Source organism: Bradyrhizobium sp. WBOS07 (assembly GCF_024585165.1).
GTDB lineage: Bacteria > Pseudomonadota > Alphaproteobacteria > Rhizobiales > Xanthobacteraceae > Bradyrhizobium > Bradyrhizobium japonicum_B.
In genome coordinates this window covers 5,987,480-6,005,065 of record NZ_CP029008.1, presented here as the reverse complement: position 1 = coordinate 6,005,065, position 17,586 = coordinate 5,987,480, and the positions used below count along the sequence as shown (strand labels likewise).

Here is a 17,586-nt window from a genome sequence, read left to right as displayed (position 1 = left end):
TCGCCGAGGGATGGCGGATTACGCTTCGCTAATCCGCCCTACGCAGTTACGTCGCGGGTGCGACCTTGTCCTGGGTCTTGGTCTCGAAATCGCTCGCGTCGTGCCGCTCGTGGAGCTGGCTGGCGGGGTCGCCCGAGACGCGGTTGACCATGCGGCCGCGCTTCACGGCCGGACGCTTGGCGATCTGATCGGTCCAGCGCTGGACGTTCTTGTAGTCCTGCACCGACAGGAATTCGCCGGCGCCGTAGACCAGCCCCTTGGCGAGCGCTCCGTACCAGGGCCACACCGCCATGTCGGCGATCGTATACTCCTTGCCCGCGAGATACTCGTTGTCGGCAAGGCGCCTATCGAGCACGTCGAGCTGGCGCTTGGTCTCCATCGCGAAACGGTCGATGGCGTATTCGATCTTGGTCGGCGCGTAGGCGTAGAAATGGCCGAAGCCGCCGCCGAGATAGGGCGCGCTGCCCATCTGCCAGAACAGCCAGGACATCGCCTCGGTGCGGGTCTTGACGTCCTTGGGCAGGAAGGCGCCGAACTTCTCGGCGAGATAGAACAGGATCGAACCGGATTCGAACACCCGGATCGGCTCCGGACCCGAGCGGTCCATCAGCGCCGGAATCTTGGAATTCGGGTTGATGTCGACGAAGCCGCTGCCGAACTGGTCGCCGTTGCCGATCTTGATCAGCCAGGCATCGTATTCGGCGCCCTTGTGACCGAGCGCCAGAAGCTCTTCCAGCATCACCGTGACCTTCACCCCGTTCGGGGTGGCCAGCGAATAGAGCTGAAGGGGATGCTTGCCGACCGGCAGCTCCTTGTCATGCGTGGGACCGGCAATGGGGCGGTTGATGCTGGCGAACTGCCCGCCATTCTCCTTGTTCCAGGTCCAGACTTTGGGCGGCACGTAGGCGGGGGCGTCGGTCATGCGGGGCTCCGGCGGAAAGATGCGCCTGCATTAATTAGACCGCGCATGCCGAATGGCAAGGGCATCGCAACGCATTGCCGGGCCGGACAACGTCACGTTTTGTCATGGCAGGCCCCTTCCCGGTCATTTCGGGGCGCCCGCAGGGCGAACCCGGAATCCATCCCTCCGCCAGGAATGCTTTGAAAAATGGATTCCGGCTTCTCGCTAGGCGAGCCCCGGAATGACCGTGGCGCCTGAGGGCAAAACGCAACGCCTACACACAAGATGCATGGTCGAATCCGGCATGTCATCGCCCGGCTGACGCTTCGTTGCAGAGAACGAAAACGCCGGGGGCCGCCGGGAGAGAGCCATGAAATCGCCGATCTGCGACATGCTGGGAATCGAGTTCCCGCTGCTGGCCTTCAGCCATTGCCGCGACGTCGTCGCCGCCGTCAGCCGCGCCGGCGGCTTCGGCGTGCTGGGTGCCACCGTGCACACACCCGATACGCTCGAACGCGAGCTGAAATGGATCGACGACCATGTCGACGGCAAGCCCTACGGCATCGACGTGCTGATCCCGGAGAACATCTCGACATCAGGCGAAAAGGACGTCACCTGGAAGAGCCTGGAAGCCCGCGTGCCGCAGCAGCATCGCAACTACACGCGCGATCTCCTGAAGAAATACGATATCGTGCTGACGAGCACGGAGGTCGCGGCCGACCAGCCGCAGCCGTTCGACGCAAAGACCGCGCTGCAGCTGCTCGAGGTCTCCTTCAAGCATCCGATCCGCCTGATCGCCAATGCGCTGGGCGTCCCGCCCAAAGCGATGATTGAGATGGGCAAGACACACGGGGTGCCGGTCGCAGCGCTCGTCGGCGCCAAGGAGCACGCGCTGCGCCAGGTCGCGGCCGGCGTCGACATTCTCGTGGTGCAGGGCACCGAGGCCGGCGGCCATTGCGGCGAGGTCTCGACCATGGTGCTGGTGCCGGAGGTGATCAAGGCGATCAAGCCCATTCGCGACGTGCCGGTGCTGGCGGCCGGCGGCATCATGACGGGCCGGCAGATGGCGGCCTGCATGGCGATGGGCGCGGCGGGCGTCTGGACCGGTTCGGTGTGGCTGGCGACGGTCGAGTCCGAGACCAGCGAGATTTTTCGCGAGAAGATGATCGCGGCGTCCTCGCGCGATGCGGTGCGCTCCAAGGGCCGCACCGGCAAGCCGGCGCGGCAGCTCCGTTCGGTCTGGACCGACGCCTGGGACCGCGCGCCGGACAGCCCGGGCGCACTGCCGATGCCGCTGCAAAGCATCATCAGCCGCGACGCCTTCAACTCGATCGACCGCGCGGCGGCAGGCGGCAACGCCAAGGCGCGCGATCTCGTCAGCTATTTCGTCGGCCAGGGCGTCGGCCTGATCGACAGCGTGAAGTCCGCCGGCGCCGTGGTGCAGGAGTTCAAGGAAGAGTTCGCCGAAGCCGTCGAGCACATGAATGCGCTGGTGGCGGAGTGACGGTGTAGACCCTCATGGTGAGGAGGCGCGCAAGCGCCGTCTCGAACCATCAGAGCCCGCGGCCCATCCTTCGAGACGCCTGCTTCGCAGGCTCCTCAGGATGAGGTCGGAGATGTCTGAGAGAGAGTGAAGAAGCAAGAACAATGACGAGTGTTTCCCCTGACCGCATCCCCGTCATCGTCGGCATCGGCGAGATCGTCGACCGTCCGAAGGAGATCAGCGCCGGCCTCGAGCCGCTCGATCTGCTCGAGCAGGCGCTGCGGCGCGCCGAGCAAGATGCCGGTGCAAAGCTGCTCGGCGAGGTGCAGTCGCTCGACGTCGTCAACTTCCTGAGCTGGCGCTATCGCGATCCCGAGCAGCTGTTGGCGCAGCGCCTCGGTATCACACCTGCGCATTGCCATTACGGCCCGGTCGGCGGCGAGAGCCCGATCCGCTACATCCACGAAGCCGCCAAGCGCATCGCGCGCGGTGAGTGCACGGTCGCCGCCGTCTGCGGCGCCGAAGCGCAGTCGACCGCGACCAAGGCTGAGCGTGCCGGCGTCAAGCTGCCGTGGACGCCGTTCGCCCATGACGTCGAGGAGCCCAAGCGCGGCGCGGCGTTCCAGAAGCCTTTGGCGGTCAAGCTCGGCGTGTTCCGGCCGGTGACGGTCTATCCTTTCTACGAAGCTGCCTCCTCCGCGCATTGGGGCCAGACGCCGCGCGAGGCGATGGCGGAATCCGGTACGCTATGGTCGCGCTATTCGGAGGCCGCCGCGCAAAATCCCAATGCCTGGCTGAAGCGGCGCTATACACCCGAGGAGATCACGACGCCGACCGCGGACAATCGGCTGATCGCGTGGCCCTACAACAAGCTCATGGTCGCCAATCCCAGCGTCAACATGGGCGGCGCGCTGCTGCTCACCAGCCTTGCCAAGGCCCGTGGGGCCGGGATTTCGGAGGACAGGCTGGTCTATCCGCTCGGCGGCGCCTCGGCGGAGGAGCCGCGCGATTATCTGCTGCGCGACCAGTTCTACGAGAGCCATCCGCAGAACGCGGTGCTGAAAGCGGCGATGGAGCTCGCCGGCGGCGACGGCAAAAGGTTCGACGCAATCGAGCTCTACAGCTGCTTTCCCTGCGTGCCCAAGATGGCGCGGCGGACGCTCGGGCTTTCCGCCGACGTGCAGCCGACCGTGACCGGCGGCCTCACCTTCTTCGGCGCGCCGCTCAACACCTACATGACGCATGCGGCCTGCGCGATGGTGCGGCGCTTGCGTGAGGGCGCCAAGCTCGGCCTGCTCTACGGCCAGGGCGGCTTCGTCACCAAGCACCACGCGTTGGTGGTCTCGAAGGCGCCGCCGCGCGCGGCGCTGGCGCAGGAGACCAGCGTGCAAGGCGAGGCCGACCGCAACAAGGGCGCGGTGCCGGAATTCGTCACCGAAGCCAGCGGCAAAGGCAAGGTGGAGAGTTTTACGGTGCTCTATGGCCGTAACGGCGAGGTGGAGCACGGCGTCGTGATGCTGCAGACGGAAGGCGACCGGCGCACGCTGGCACGGATTCCGGCGAGCGACAGCGCGACGCTGGCCCATCTGCTCAACATGGATCGCACGCCGGTGGGCTCGCTCGGCGAGATCGCGATGGCTGCCGACGGGGTGCCGGAGTGGCGGGTGGCGTAGCCGAGGGGCACCTCAGGCGGCGCGGACCGTATCCAGGAACTTGCCGACCTCGAGCTTGAGGCGATTGGAGTCGCGCGACAGCATCTGCGCTGCCGACAACACCTGGGACGAGGCCGAACCGGTCTCGGTGGCGCCGTGCTCGACGTTGCCGACATTGGCCGACACTTGCTGCGTTCCCTGGGCCGCTTTCTGCACGTTGCGTGCGATCTCCTGCGTCGCCGCGCCCTGCTCTTCGACGGCCGCGGCGATGACCGAGGCGATCTCCGACAGGCGCCCGATCGAGCCGCCGATGTCCCGGATTGCACTGACGGAATCCTGGGTGGCCGCCTGAATACCGGTGATCTGCTGGGAGATTTCTCCGGTGGCTTTCGCCGTCTGTTCGGCCAGGGCCTTCACCTCGGACGCGACCACCGCAAAGCCACGGCCGGCCTCGCCGGCTCGCGCGGCCTCGATCGTGGCGTTGAGGGCCAGGAGATTGGTCTGTCCCGCGATCTGGTCGATCAGCGCGATGACGTCGCCAATTCTGGAGGCCGCTCGCGACAATTCGCCGAACCTGTCGTTGGTTCTTCCGGCCTGGCCAACCGCCTCGTTGGCCATCCGGGCCTGATCCTGGACCCGTCGGCTGATCTCGTTGACTGACGACGAGAGCTGCTCGGTCGCCGACGCGACCGATTGAACGTTCGAGGAAGCTTCATCCGACGCCGCCGCGACCACGACCGCCAATTGCTGGGCGCGCTCGGCGGTCGTATTCAGCGTGCCGGCCGAGGCTTCGAGCTCGGTCGATGCGGAGGACACCGTGTCGATGATCTCGCCGACGGCCGTCTCGAATGCGCCGGCGAGCCGGTGCATGTCGGCCTTGCGCTGCTCGGCGACAATCCGATCCTGCACGATCTTGGCCTCCGCCTCCATGCGAGCCTTCTCTTCGGCCTTGACCTTGAAGACCTCGACCGCGTGCGCCATGTCGCCGATCTCGTCCTTACGGCCGAGTCCGGGCAGGACGACGGAGAAATTGCCGCCGGCAAGTTCGCCCATGGCGCTCGTCAGAGCAGACAGCGGGCGCAAGATCCGCGAGAACGCGACCCAGAAGCTGAGCAACGCGAGCGCGACGCTCGCAAGGAGAATGCCGCCGCTGACGGCCAGATTTGTCGTGCTCCTTGCCGCCAGTCCCGCCGCCTCCCGATCCGCATCCGCTGCCATGGCCTGACCAAGCTGCAGGATCGCGTTGATGGCGCTCGTCGCACGCGCCATATAGTCGGTGCCTGAGATCCTGTATTCGCCCTTCCTGCCGTCCCCGATGACATCTGCGCGCAGCGAACCGTAAGTGCGGAAGTAGTTCTGCTCCACGTCCTTGATCGCCTGGCCAAGATCCGCCGAGACATCGGCGCGCTGGGCCACAGGTGAGATGGTCTCCCAGGCCAGCTCGACATGACCGCGGAATCCGGACACCAAGCCGATGCCGTCCGCGGTGAGTTTCGCATGGGCGCTGATCAAGCCGGCGAGGAAGGCTCGCTCGCGGCCGGCATTCTCGGCCATCTCTGCCGTGAGATGGCGAAGCCCGACAAGCCGCGTCATTGCCGGCGATGGCGCATCGGTCAACGTCTCCAGAGTCAGTCGCGGCCGGTTGGCGGCGATCTCGATGAGCTCGGTCAAGGCCGGAACGACCGCGTTGACGACCGCGGGATCGCGCTCAACCCCCGGTTTGACCAGATCGGCGTCCACCTTCCGGCGCAGGCCCTCGAACCCCGCAAGCGCCCGCTCGGCTTCCGCAATGCCGGGCTCGATGGATCTCATCGCAGGCAGGTTGCGCAGACGCTGCGCGGCATCCCGGAACGCCTGTCCCGAAGCGGCACGGATCCGGCCAATTTCGGCGCGGCGGTCTGCACCGACAGGCTCGGGCGTGTTCAGCGCCGCGTTGGTCATTCCCCGCTCGAGAGCCCATTGTCCGGCGCTCAGCAGCAGCTGCTGCGATATTCCATTGAGCTCGACGAAGGCGTGCGCCTCCTGTCGGTCGTGATAGGCCCCATAGGCCGTGTAACCGGTGGCGGCCACGCCCATCAGGGCGAGAGCCGAGACAATCAAAGGCAGGATCGTTCCAATTCGCGCGTGCACGGCTGGCTTCCTCTCGTGAGCACCGCCCGAAAAAGAGCAGTTCTGCGAAAGCAATAGCCGGCTCTGGCAACTTGGGATTGTCTCACATCAAAGATTGTCGCGAACCTCGCCTCTGCATGCGATTGTTCAGAGCGTATGATTATCGAATCATTGATTGCCGGATGCGACGCAAGCCGCAGAAAAAGCTGCGATCGGAGAGATCGCAGCTTTCAGCCCGTCATGCCCGAGCGCAGCTGATCCGCCGCTCACGCGGCGCGGACGGAGTTCAGGAACTTGCCGACCTCGAGCTTGAGGCGATTGGAATCGCGCGACAGCATCTGCGCCGCCGACAGCACCTGCGAGGACGCCGAGCCGGTTTCGGAAGCACCGCGCTGGACGTCGCCGACATTGGACGAGACCTGCTGGGTGCCCTGTGCGGCCTGCTGAACGTTGCGGGCGATCTCCTGGGTTGCCGCACCCTGCTGCTGCACGGCTGCCGCGATCGCCGAAGCGATCTCCGACAGACGCCCGATGGTGCCGCTGATCTCGCCGATCGCGCTGACCGAATCCTGCGTCGCCGCCTGAATGCCGCCGACCTGCTGTCCGATCTCGCCCGTGGCCTTGGCCGTCTGCTCGGCGAGCGCCTTGACCTCGGAGGCCACCACCGCGAAGCCGCGTCCGGCCTCACCCGCCCGCGCCGCCTCGATCGTGGCATTGAGGGCCAGCAGATTGGTCTGGCCGGCGATCGCATTGATGAGCTCGACGACGTCGCCGATCCGCGCTGCGGCCCGCGACAATTCGCTGACGCGCTCGGTGGTGGCATGAGCCTGGCTGACGGCTTCGTTCGCGATCCGGGAGGAGTCCTGCACCTGGCGGCCGATCTCGCGCACCGAGGACGACATCTCTTCGGCAGCCGACGCCACCGAATGCACATTGGTCGAGGCTGCTTCCGAGCCGGTTGCAACCGCGGAGGCCAATTCCTGCGCCCGGCCGGCGGTCGAGGACAGCGTCGAGGCCGAAGCCTCGAGCTCGGTTGCGGCCGACGAGACGGTCTCGACGATCTCGCCGATCGCGGTCTCAAAGCCGTCGGCGAGTTTGGTCATGTCGGATTTGCGCTGCATCTCGGCACGGCGCTGAACCGCCTGCACCTCGTCGCGGCTGAAGCGGACGATGGTTTGCACGGTCTGGAGATTGCGCAGCGCCTCACCGATCTCGTCGTCGCGCTCGATCACGATGCGGTTGTCGAGCTTGTCCTGCACGATGTTGACCAAAGTCTCGTTGAGCTGCTGCATCGGCCCCCGGATCGCGCGCATGGTCGCGATGCCCGCGAAACCGACGATGGCGGCGCCGACGACGGCCAGCGCGGCCAAAATCAGGCTGGTCGAACCGCCGGCGGCGAGCGCGCCGCCGATGCCGAGCGCAAGCATGAACAGCGCCTGGAGCACCATCGTCGTGACGAGGCGCGCCTTCAGCGTCCCGGTGAAGACGCTGAAGCGGTCCAGCCACGAACGGCGGCGGATGATGCCGGCGTCGATGCGATAGCCATGCGGCTTCTTCTCGCGGATCGCGGCGTAGACCTGTTCGGCGAGCTTGCGCTGGTCGGCCGGCAGCTTTGTGCGGATCGAGGTGTAGCCCTTGACCTCGCCATTCTCGCGGATCGGAGAGGCCGTCGCCAGCACCCAGTAGAAGTCGCCGTTCTTGCGGCGGTTCTTCACCGCGCCGAGCCAGGGCTTGCCGGCCTTCAGCGTGTCCCAGAGGTTGTCGAACGCCTCCGGCGGCATGTCGGGGTGACGAACGATGTTGTGCGGCTGGCCCATCAGTTCCGCCGACGTGAAGCCGGCGGCGGCAATGAAGTCCTCGTTGAAGTAGGTGAGCTTGCCTTTGAGATCGGTCCGCGAGACGATCAGCGTCTCGTCGCTGACGGGATATTCGATATCGGTGACCGGAAAATTCTTGCGCATCGGCGCTCCCCAAAAAACCGGAATCAGTAAAAAAGTCGTTCCAATCGGGCCCCGCCCTGCGTGCGCCTGCCCTCCGATCACTCTCGTAAATTCGATTTAACCATCGATGAAACGCCTCGACCGTAGAACTACGGCACGCGGAAGTGCGACTGCGAGCGAGATCTGCTACCAGCAAGACGGAACGAGCGGCGCTTTCTGGCGCCGCTCGCCGCTCGATCGGACAGAGACTCTACGCCGCGCGGACGGTGGTCAGGAACTTGCTGACCTCGGTCTTCAGCCGGCCCGAGTCGTTCGACAGCATCTGCGCAGCCGACAGCACCTGCGAGGAGGCGGATCCGGTCTCGGTCGCGCCGCGCTGCACGTCGGTGATGTTCGACGAGACCTGCTGGGTGCCCTGCGCGGCCTGCTGCACGTTGCGGGCGATCTCCTGGGTCGCCGCGCCCTGCTCTTCGACGGCCGCTGCAATCGCCGACGAGATCTCCGACAGACGCTCGATGGTCGAGGAGATCTCCTTGATCGCACCGACCGATTCGTTGGTCGCCGCCTGGATGCCGGAGATCTGCTGACCGATCTCGCCGGTGGCCTTCGCGGTCTGCTCGGCGAGGGCCTTCACTTCGGAGGCGACGACGGCGAAACCGCGACCGGCCTCACCCGCGCGCGCCGCCTCGATGGTCGCGTTCAGCGCCAGCAGATTGGTCTGGCCGGCAATGGTGTTGATCAGCTCGACGACGTCGCCGATGCGGGCCGCCGCCTTCGACAGCTCGCTGACACGCTCGGTGGTGGCACGTGCCTGACCGACCGCATCGCCAGCCATTCGCGCCGATTCCTGCACCTGGCGGCTGATCTCGCCGACCGACGAAGCCATCTCCTCGGTCGCCGAGGCCACCGACTGCACGTTGGTCGAGGCTTCCTCCGAAGCTCCGGCAACGGTGGTCGCCAGTCTCTGCGAGCGCTCGGCTGTTCCTGTGAGCGTGGTGGCCGACGCCTCGAGCTGGGTCGAAGCAGACGACACGGTTCCGATGATCTCGCCGACCGCGCTCTCGAAGTCGTCGGCAAGCCTGGTCATGTCACGTTTGCGCTGCTCGACATTGCGACGCTCCGCTTCGATCTGCTCCGCCTTCAGTCGCTCGACCTCGATGGCGTTGGTCTTGAATACCTGCACCGCCTGGGCCATCGCGCCGATCTCGTCCTTGCGCTCGGTTCCGGATACGACCACCGAGGTGTCGCCCTTCGCGAGGATCTCCATCTCGGTCGTGATGCGCTGGATTGGGCGGGTGACCGCGAACGCAACGCCGAGAGCGCCCACGAGCGAGAGCAGCAGGGTGACGACGCCGCCGATCAGCATGGACAGAGTTCCATTGCTGGACGCGGCGTCGGCAGCCGCGCCCCGCACGGACAACAGCGATCGCTCTTCCTTGTCCATCTCCTCCACCACGGCGCGCAAGCTATCCATGGCCTTCTTGCCGGCGCCGGATGCTTCGAGCTCGCGGGCCTTGGCCTGAGTTGCCGGGTCCTTCATCAGTCCGATCTCGCGCTGCGCGACGTTGGTCGCCCAGTCGTTGGCGAACGCCTTGACTTGATCGAGGCGTTTCTGCTGCTTCGCGTTATCCGAGGTCAGGCTGCCGACCTTGGCCGCCGCCGCCTGAAACTGCTTTTGCCCGGCCTCGTAGGGGGCGAGAAAGCCGGTATCGCCTGACACGAGATAGCCGCGAATGCCGGTTTCCTGGTTGACCATGGCGGTGACGAGCCCGGAAAGCTGCTCGAGCACTTCATAGGTATGAACGGTCATTCTTGCCGTCGAGCTCATCACGCTCAGGGAATTGTAGATCGCCGCGGTGCTGCCGGCGATGACCAGGCAGATCGCGACAAAAACAGCAGAAACCTTGATGGAAATACGCAAATTATTGATCCAGGACATCAGAAACCCCAAGCTTGCCAGTGCACCAATTGCTCATCGAGCGCACAGCTTCCGGAGTTGCGCACGAAGTTCAGGCCCAGTCCTTATGATCACGACTTATGATGAAATCATTAGCCATACTCCGCACTCCTACGGAGATATCGCCTAGCAGTGCTCCGCATTCCTACCGTCCTATCGGAAATTGGACGCGGCCCCGCGAGCTCGAGACCGATATGCGCCCGACCCAAATTGTCAGCGGCGCCGAAGGAACTGAGCAAGGGGCCAGGAGTGCCCTGCGCTCAGCGCATGAGCCTAAGCGCATCCGCGAAGAACTCCGGGCCGCCGAAGTTTCCGGACTTCAACGCGAGCAGCATCTCGCCTGCTTCGGCGCCGACGGCGCGCAGCACCGGCACGCCCGCGGCGATCTCCGCGCCGACGAGGAAGCCCGGGATTTCGAGGCGGTCAACGACCGCGCCGGATGTCTCGCCGCCGGCAACGACGAGGCGCCGGACCCCTGCTTTCACGAGGTTTTCCGCGATATCGGCCATGGCCCGCTCGATGGCGTGGCCCGCGGCATCGCGCCCGTGGCGAGCTTGCAATGCGGCGACTTCCTCGGGCTTCGCGCTCGAGGCGATCAGCACCGGGCCGTCGGCAAGTCGCGGCCTCGCCCAGTCGAGCGCGCGCTCGGCTTCGCTCGCTCCCGTAATAATACGGTCCTGGTCGAGATGGAACACCGGCATGATGCGTTCGGCATTCGCGATCTGCTGAAGCGTGGCCTGCGAACAGCTTCCGGCAAGACACGCTGCTGGCCCGCCGACGGCAGCTCCGGACTCGCTGCTTGCGGCACCGCGCTTGACCTTGCCCGTCGACACCAGAGCTCGCGCCAGTCCAAGGCCGATGCCGGAGGCCCCGACCGACAGGCGATGTTCGGCGGCCACGAGACCGATGGTTTCGAGGTCCCGGTCGAACACGGCATCGATGATGGCAGCGCCGATACTCTTGCCGCCGAGCTCGGCCAATCGCGCCCGCACGGCATCCGCGCCGCGCGCGACAGTCGCGAGGTCGACGAGACCGATCTGCGTCCTGCTCTGGCGCGCCAGCACGCGCACCAGGTTTGAATCATGCATCGGGTTGAGCGGATGGTCCTTCAGCGGGCTCTCGTTGAGCGGCACGGCGCCGACGAACAGGTTGCCCTGGTAGACGGTGCGGCCGGTCTCCGGGAAGGCCGGCGTCACCAGAACGGCCCCCTCGCCGCTATCGGCGCGCAACGCGTCCATCACCGGGCCGATATTGCCTGAATCGGTGGAATCGAAGGTCGAGCAGATCTTGAGCAGCACGTGGCGCGCACCGCGGCTCCGCAGCCATTTCTCCGCCGCGCGCGAGCGCGAGACGGCAAGTCCGGCCTCGATCGAACGGCTCTTCAGCGACACCACGACGGCGTCGACCTCGGGCAACGCCAGATCGTCCGAGGGCACGCCGATGGTCTGCACGGTGCGCAGGCCGGCGCGCGTCAGCGTGTTGGCGAGATCGGAGGCGCCGGTGTAATCGTCGGCGATGCAGCCGAGAGAAAGCTTTGCCGCAAGTGTCACGACTTCACTCCGGCGTAGGGCTTGAACCAGGCGAGCCCGTCAATGGTCTTGCCGCGCGGATTGTACTCGCAGCCGACGAAGCCGGCATAACCGAGCCGGTCGAGCTCGTCGAACAGAAACGGATAATTCAGCTCCTCGCCGTCGGGCTCGTTGCGCGAGGGGATGCTGGCGATCTGGACGTGGCCGATGATCGGCATCATCTCGCGCAGCCGCATGGTGACGTCGCCATGGATGATCTGGCAATGATAGATGTCGAACTGGAGCTTCAGGTTCGCAAGCCTCAGCTCCTGGATCAGGTCGCGGGCGAAGCCGAAATCGTTGAGAAAGTAGCCGGGGACGTTGCGCGCATTGATCGGCTCGATCACGACGTCGATGCCGTGAGGGGCGAAGAACTCCGCGGCCCATGCCACCGATTTGTAGAACGCCTCGATCGCGACGCGTTCGCCGCGGTTGGCGATGCCGGCCATCAGGTGCAGGCGCTTCACGCCGGTCGCCTTGGCATAGGGCAGCGCCGTCTCCAGGCTCGCCTTGAGGTCGTTGAACCGTGAGGGGAGCGCCGCAAAGCCCTTCTCGCCGGCATTCCAGTCGCCCGGCGGCAGGTTGAACAGCGCCTGAGTCAGGCCGTTGCGCTTGAGTCGCTCGCCGACCGCCTCGGCGGGATGCTCGTAAGGAAAGAGAAACTCGACCGCGGTGAAGCCGGCTTGCGCAGCGGCATCGAACCGATCGAGGAACGGCACCTCGGTGAACATCATCGAGAGATTGGCGGCAAAACGCGGCATTGGAAATCCCCTCAAACTTACTTGTCGCCGGGCAGCTTCACGCCGGTCACCTGCGCATACATGCGCGCCACCGACGCATCGTCGTCGCGGCCCATGCCGGCGGCTGATGTCATCAGAAACATCTGGAGCGCGGCGGCGGAGACCGGCACCGGGAATCGGGCACTGCGCGCCATGTCCTGGATGATGCCGAGATCCTTGACGAAGATCTCGACCGCGCTGCGCGGCGTGTAGTCGCCGTCGAGCACGTGCGGCATGCGGTTCTCGAACATCCAGGAATTGCCAGCGGAGGCCGTGATCACCTCGTAGACCTTGCGGATATCGAGGCCCTGCTTGGCCGCGAACGCGATTGCTTCGCTGGCGGCGGCGATGTGCACGCCGGCGAGCAGTTGGTTGATCATCTTGAAGGCAGCGCCCTGCCCTGCGGCATCGCCGAGTTCATAGAGCTTTGCCGCCATGGCATCGAGCGCGGGCCGCGCCTTCGCAAATGCAGCGGGGCTGCCGGAGGCCAGGATCGTCAACTCTCCCTGCGCGGCACGCTGCGCCCCGCCGGAGATCGGCGCGTCCAGATAATGCCGGCCCGTCGCCTCGAGCTGCTTGGCAAGGCGCCGCGCCACGTCAGGGTCCATGGTGGCGGAGGAGACGAACACGCTGTCCTTCGGCATGGTCTCGGCGGCGCCATCCTTGCCGAACAGGATCGTCTCAGTCTGCGCGGCATTGACGACGACGCTGACGACGATGTCGGCGTCCTTGGCGGCCTCGGCCGGGCTCCTGGCCCCCGTCCCGCCGTCCTTCACGAAACGCGCCACGGCGTCAGCCGAAACATCGCAGCCGGTGACCGAGTGGCCGGCGCGCTTCAGCGAGGTCGCCATGCCGTACCCCATCGAGCCGAGCCCGATGACGGCGATGCGCTGATTTTGTGGCGTGGAGGCGGACATGCAACTAACCCTTGCGAACGTTTCCCGGATGGCCGGCCTTTGCGGCGGGCTCGACGAACCGATAACACGGCTTGGTCGCGCTGCCAAAGCGTGAGACAAAAGGGCATGACGGCCATGAGGACTGAAAACAACAACGAAACGCGGCTGCGCGAGGAGATCTGCCGGTTCGGCCGATCCCTGTTCGAGCGCGGGCTGACGCCGGGCTCCTCCGGCAATATCAGCGTCAGGCTGGACGGCGGCGGCTGGCTGGTGACGCCGACCAACGCCTCGCTTGGCTTCCTCGATCCGGCAAAACTCTCGCGACTGGACGATCAGGGCCGGCTGGTCTCCGGCGATGCGCCGACCAAGGAAGTTCCGCTCCATACGGCGCTCTACGACACGCGCGGCAGCGCACGCGCGATCGTGCACCTGCACTCCACCCATTCGGTCGCGCTGTCCATGCTGCCCGAGATCGACCCGCGCGCCGCGCTGCCGCCGATGACGGCGTACTACCTGATGAAATGCGGCGCCACCGCGCTCGTGCCCTATTACCGCCCCGGCGATCCCGCTGTGGCGGACGCAATCAAGGGACTGGCGGGACGATATTCATCCGTGCTGCTCGCCAATCATGGCCCTGTCGTCGCCGGCGACACGCTGGAAGCCGCGGTGTTCGCGACCGAGGAGCTGGAGGAGACGGCGAAGCTGTACCTGCTGCTGCGCGGGCTGAACCCGCGGTATCTCTCGCCGGAGCAGGTCGCGGATCTGGTGAAGGTGTTCGGGGTGACGCTGCCGGAGCATGGGGACGGGCATTAGACGCGGTTCTAACCTCGTCATTGCGAGCGCTCGATACTTCGTAGCGATAGTGCCGTAGGGTGGGCAAAGGCGCGCCAGCGCCGTGCCCACGTCTTTGAAAGGCGTGGGCACCCTTCGCTTTGCCCACCCTACGAATCCACCACTACAATCCCAGATACGCCTTCCTCACGTCCGGATTGCCCTTGATCTCGCTTGCTGCGCCCTGCATCAGCACGCGGCCGGTCTGCAGGATGTAGGCGCGGTCGGCGATCTCCAGGCACTCGGCCATGCGCTGCTCGACGATGAGAACGGTCATGCCGGCGTCGCGGATGCGCTTGACCGCCTGGAAAATCTCGTCGACGAGTTTTGGCATGATGCCTTGCGAGGGCTCGTCCAACATCAAGAGCCGCGGGCGCGTCATCAGGGCGCGGCCGATCGCGAGCATCTGCTGCTCGCCGCCGGAGAGCGTCTCGGCGCGCTGCTCGAGGCGCTCGGACAGGCGCGGAAACAGGGTGAAGACGAGATCGAGCGGTCCCTCGCGGTCAGCCTCGCCGCGATAGAGATAGCTGCCGAGGCGAAGATTGTCGCGCACCGACAGGCGCGGAAAAAGCCGGCGGTTCTCCGGTACATAGGCGATGCCGGTCGCCGTGATGTGGTGCTGCGCCATGCCGTTGATCTGCTTGCCGTCGAACGTCACGCTGCCCGAGCGCGGCCGCTCGGCCCCGGCGATCGATTTCAGCAGCGTCGACTTGCCGGCGCCATTGGCGCCGGCGACGCAGACGATCTCGCCCTTCTGGACCTCGATCGAGACCGCGGAGATCGCGACCAGGCCCTGATAGGCGGTCGTGACTTCACGCACCGACAGCATGACGATCTCCCAGATATGCCTTGATCACCTTGGGATCGCGGACGACGTCCGAAGGCTTGCCCTCGACCAGCACCTTGCCGAGGTCGAGCACGATGGCGCGGTCGACCAGCGGCATCACGATCTCCATGACGTGCTCGACCATCAGCACGGTGATGCCGGCATCGCGCACCTTGCGCACCAGCGCGACGCCGGTCTGCGCCTCGGTCGGCGTCAGGCCGGTGAGGACTTCGTCGAGCAGAAGAAGCTTGGGCTCAGTCGCGAGCGCGCGGGCGACTTCGAGGCGACGCTTCTCGGCCGGCACGAGGTCGCTGGCGAGCACGTCGGCGCGCGCGGCAAGGCCGGTGAACTCCAGCACCTCATGCGCCTTGCGGCGCGCCTCCCGCATCACGGTATTGCGTACCAGCGCACCGACGATGACGTTGTCGATCACGGTCATGGTCTCGAAGCTCTTGACCACCTGGAAGGTGCGTCCGATGCCGCGCTGGCAGCGCGCCGCCGCCGGCATGTGGGTGACGTCCTCGCCGTCGAACAGGATCGTGCCTTGGGTCGGCGGCAACACGCCGGCGATCAGATTGAACAGCGTCGACTTGCCGGCGCCGTTGGGGCCGATCAGGCCGACGATCTCGCCGCGGCCGACCGAGATCGAGACGTCGCTGTTGGCGACGAGGCCGCCGAAGCGCTGCCAAACGCCGCGGGTTTCGAGGAGCGCGGTCATCGGGCGGCTCCCGTCTTCTTCGGCCGTGAGAACAGGCTGAGCAGCCCCCGCGGCAAGGCCAGCGAGATCAGGACGATCAGCGTGCCGTAGACGATGAGATCGACACCGCGCCCCGAGCCACCGAACTTGAAGCGCGTCAGCTCCGTCAGCGGGATCAGGATGGCGGCCCCTAACACTGGCCCCCACAGGGTGCCGATGCCGCCGAGCACGGCGGGCAGCGCCATCAACAGCGAAAACTGGAAGCCCATGACGCTCTCAGGGTCGATGTAGGAGACGAATTGGGCGTAGAAGCTGCCGCCGATGGCAACAAGGAAGGCGGAGACCGCTGCCGCGCCCATTTTGGAATTGAACACGTCGACACCGAGGCTCTCGGCAGCCTCCGGATTGTCCTTCACCGCACGCCACCAGAATCCCCATTTGGAGTTTTCCAGCCACCAGGTCACGAACCAGGCGAGGCAGCACAGCGCGAGCGCGAAATAGAAATACGGCAGCTTGGTGCGGAGGAACTGGAATTTCAGCCAGCTGTCACCGCGGATCGGAATGGTGATGCCCATCGCGGCGCCGGCCCATTCCCAATTGTGGAACAGCAGCAATCCGATTTCGGCGATGACGATGGTGGCGATCACGAAGTAATGGCCGCGCAGGCGGAAGAAGGGATAGCCGAGCCCCATCGCAATTAACGCCGACACCACGCCGCCGGCCAGCATGCCGAACCAGGGCAGCACACCGAACTTGGTGAACAGCAGCTCGGTGGTGTAGGCACCCAGGCCGAAATACAGCGCGTGCCCGAGCGAGATCTGCCCGCAATAGCCGGACAGGATGTTCCAGCTCTGCGACAGACCCGCATACATCAAGGTCAGGATCAGGATGTTCTGGACGACGACATCCTTCACGAACAGGGGCGTCGCTGCGGCAATCGCGGCGAGCACCGCGGCAATGATGAGGTCGCGGCGGCGCCGCGCTGCAAATTCCTTGTCCATCAGATCGATCCGAACAGGCCGCGCGGCCGGATGAAGACGACCAGCAGATAGACCGCGTAGATGCCGACCGACTTCAGCGACGGCGGCAGCACCAGGGCGGTGGTGGCTTCGACGAGGCCGACGATGATGCCGCCGGCGAAGGCGCCGAACACGCTGCCGAAGCCGCCGAGCGCCACGGTGACATAGGCGATCAGGGCAAAGGACGCGCCGACGTCGGGATAGATGTAGAAGAAGCTCGCCATGATCGCGCCGGCGAGACCGACCAGCGCGGCGCCGAGGCCCCAGCCGAACGCGAAGACACGGTTCTTGTCGATGCCGACCAGCGCGACCGCACCGGGATCTTCGCGGGTGGCTTCGATCGCGCGACCGAAATCGGTGCGATGGATGAAGAAATAGAGGCCGGCGAAGGCCGCGATCGAGACCAGCGCGCCGACCAGCTGCGGCTCCGGCAGGAAGATGCCGGCAATCGAGATGGTCTTGCCGCCGAGCCATGACTGCGGAATGCTGCGATAATCAGGCGTGAAGAAGTATTGCGCGAGGCCGCGCATGACGATGGCAAGGCCGAACGTAGTGAAGATCTGCACCATGCCGGCATTGGCCTTGGCCCGCATGGCGAAGCGCACAATCAGCAAGTAGATCACCGCTCCGAAGACGAAGAGCGCGGCAGCGACCAATGGCGCGGACAGCAAGGGATCGATGGCGAAGAACGCGAACAGGAAGAAGGACAGATACATCGCGATCATCAGAAACTCGCCATGGGCGAAGTTCGTGACGTCCATCAGGCCGAAGATCAGCGCGAGGCCGACTGCGATCAATCCGTAGAGCAGGCCCATGAGCAGGCCGCTCGCGAGACTTTGGATAATGGCTTGGGCTGTCAAAAGTCGTCCCCCGAAATAGATCCTCATCCTGAGGAGCGCGCACCAGCGCGCGTCTCGAAGGATGGCCC

At 65.6% G+C, this 17,586-nt stretch carries 14 protein-coding genes; 3 read left to right on the top strand and 11 right to left on the bottom strand.

What is annotated here, in order from left to right:
- Window positions 1-46 precede the first annotated feature (46 nt).
- A complete protein-coding gene (gene yghU, locus DCM79_RS28540; protein ID WP_257177406.1) occupies window positions 47-922 on the bottom strand; it encodes a glutathione-dependent disulfide-bond oxidoreductase in 876 nt (291 codons plus the stop codon).
- Between the two features lie 349 nt (window positions 923-1,271).
- Between yghU and DCM79_RS28535 the strand changes: the two genes are divergently transcribed.
- Window positions 1,272-2,405: a nitronate monooxygenase gene (locus DCM79_RS28535; protein ID WP_257177405.1), complete on the top strand. Its 1,134-nt coding sequence runs from the start codon at window positions 1,272-1,274 to the stop codon at window positions 2,403-2,405.
- Between the two features lie 143 nt (window positions 2,406-2,548).
- Entirely contained in the window at window positions 2,549-4,057 is a 1,509-nt protein-coding gene (locus DCM79_RS28530) for an acetyl-CoA acetyltransferase (protein WP_257177404.1), read from the top strand.
- A gap of 12 nt (window positions 4,058-4,069) precedes the next feature.
- Here the strand turns inward: DCM79_RS28530 and DCM79_RS28525 are convergent, their stop codons facing one another.
- The 6 genes from DCM79_RS28525 to ltnD all read right to left on the bottom strand — a co-directional run bounded on the left by DCM79_RS28525 (window position 4,070) and on the right by ltnD (window position 13,306).
- Entirely contained in the window at window positions 4,070-6,166 is a 2,097-nt protein-coding gene (locus DCM79_RS28525) for a methyl-accepting chemotaxis protein (RefSeq protein ID WP_257177403.1), read from the bottom strand.
- 245 nt (window positions 6,167-6,411) lie between these two features.
- Entirely contained in the window at window positions 6,412-8,106 is a 1,695-nt protein-coding gene (locus tag DCM79_RS28520) for a methyl-accepting chemotaxis protein (protein WP_257177402.1), read from the bottom strand.
- Window positions 8,107-8,335: 229 nt separating this feature from the next.
- Window positions 8,336-10,024, bottom strand: a complete 1,689-nt coding sequence (locus tag DCM79_RS28515; RefSeq protein WP_257177401.1) for a methyl-accepting chemotaxis protein — start codon at window positions 10,022-10,024, stop codon at window positions 8,336-8,338.
- Window positions 10,025-10,302: 278 nt separating this feature from the next.
- Window positions 10,303-11,592 (bottom strand): 3-oxo-tetronate kinase, encoded by a 1,290-nt coding sequence (gene otnK / locus DCM79_RS28510; protein WP_257177400.1) that lies wholly within the window; start codon window positions 11,590-11,592, stop codon window positions 10,303-10,305.
- Window positions 11,589-12,371: a 2-oxo-tetronate isomerase gene (gene otnI, locus DCM79_RS28505; RefSeq protein ID WP_257177399.1), complete on the bottom strand. Its 783-nt coding sequence runs from the start codon at window positions 12,369-12,371 to the stop codon at window positions 11,589-11,591. The genes otnK and otnI overlap by 4 nt, the downstream gene beginning before the upstream one ends.
- Before the next feature lie 17 nt (window positions 12,372-12,388).
- Window positions 12,389-13,306, bottom strand: coding sequence for an L-threonate dehydrogenase (gene ltnD, locus DCM79_RS28500; protein WP_257177398.1), 918 nt, complete (start codon window positions 13,304-13,306; stop codon window positions 12,389-12,391).
- Between the two features lie 105 nt (window positions 13,307-13,411).
- On the opposite strand from ltnD, the gene DCM79_RS28495 reads away from it, so the two are divergent.
- Window positions 13,412-14,098: an aldolase gene (locus tag DCM79_RS28495; RefSeq protein WP_257177397.1), complete on the top strand. Its 687-nt coding sequence runs from the start codon at window positions 13,412-13,414 to the stop codon at window positions 14,096-14,098.
- A 142-nt stretch (window positions 14,099-14,240) separates the two neighbouring features.
- On the opposite strand, the gene DCM79_RS28490 is transcribed toward DCM79_RS28495, so the two are convergent.
- The 4 genes from DCM79_RS28490 to DCM79_RS28475 are packed head-to-tail and all read right to left on the bottom strand — an operon-like array spanning window position 14,241 to window position 17,518.
- Complete coding sequence (locus tag DCM79_RS28490) at window positions 14,241-14,945, bottom strand: ABC transporter ATP-binding protein (protein ID WP_257177396.1); 705 nt, start codon at window positions 14,943-14,945, stop codon at window positions 14,241-14,243.
- Window positions 14,929-15,660, bottom strand: a complete 732-nt coding sequence (locus DCM79_RS28485) for an ABC transporter ATP-binding protein (RefSeq protein WP_257177395.1) — start codon at window positions 15,658-15,660, stop codon at window positions 14,929-14,931. The genes DCM79_RS28490 and DCM79_RS28485 overlap by 17 nt, the downstream gene beginning before the upstream one ends.
- A complete protein-coding gene (locus DCM79_RS28480; protein ID WP_257177394.1) occupies window positions 15,657-16,640 on the bottom strand; it encodes a branched-chain amino acid ABC transporter permease in 984 nt (327 codons plus the stop codon). Before DCM79_RS28480 ends, DCM79_RS28485 begins: the two co-directional genes overlap by 4 nt.
- Window positions 16,640-17,518, bottom strand: coding sequence for a branched-chain amino acid ABC transporter permease (locus DCM79_RS28475; protein ID WP_257177393.1), 879 nt, complete (start codon window positions 17,516-17,518; stop codon window positions 16,640-16,642). Before DCM79_RS28475 ends, DCM79_RS28480 begins: the two co-directional genes overlap by 1 nt.
- Window positions 17,519-17,586 lie beyond the last annotated feature (68 nt).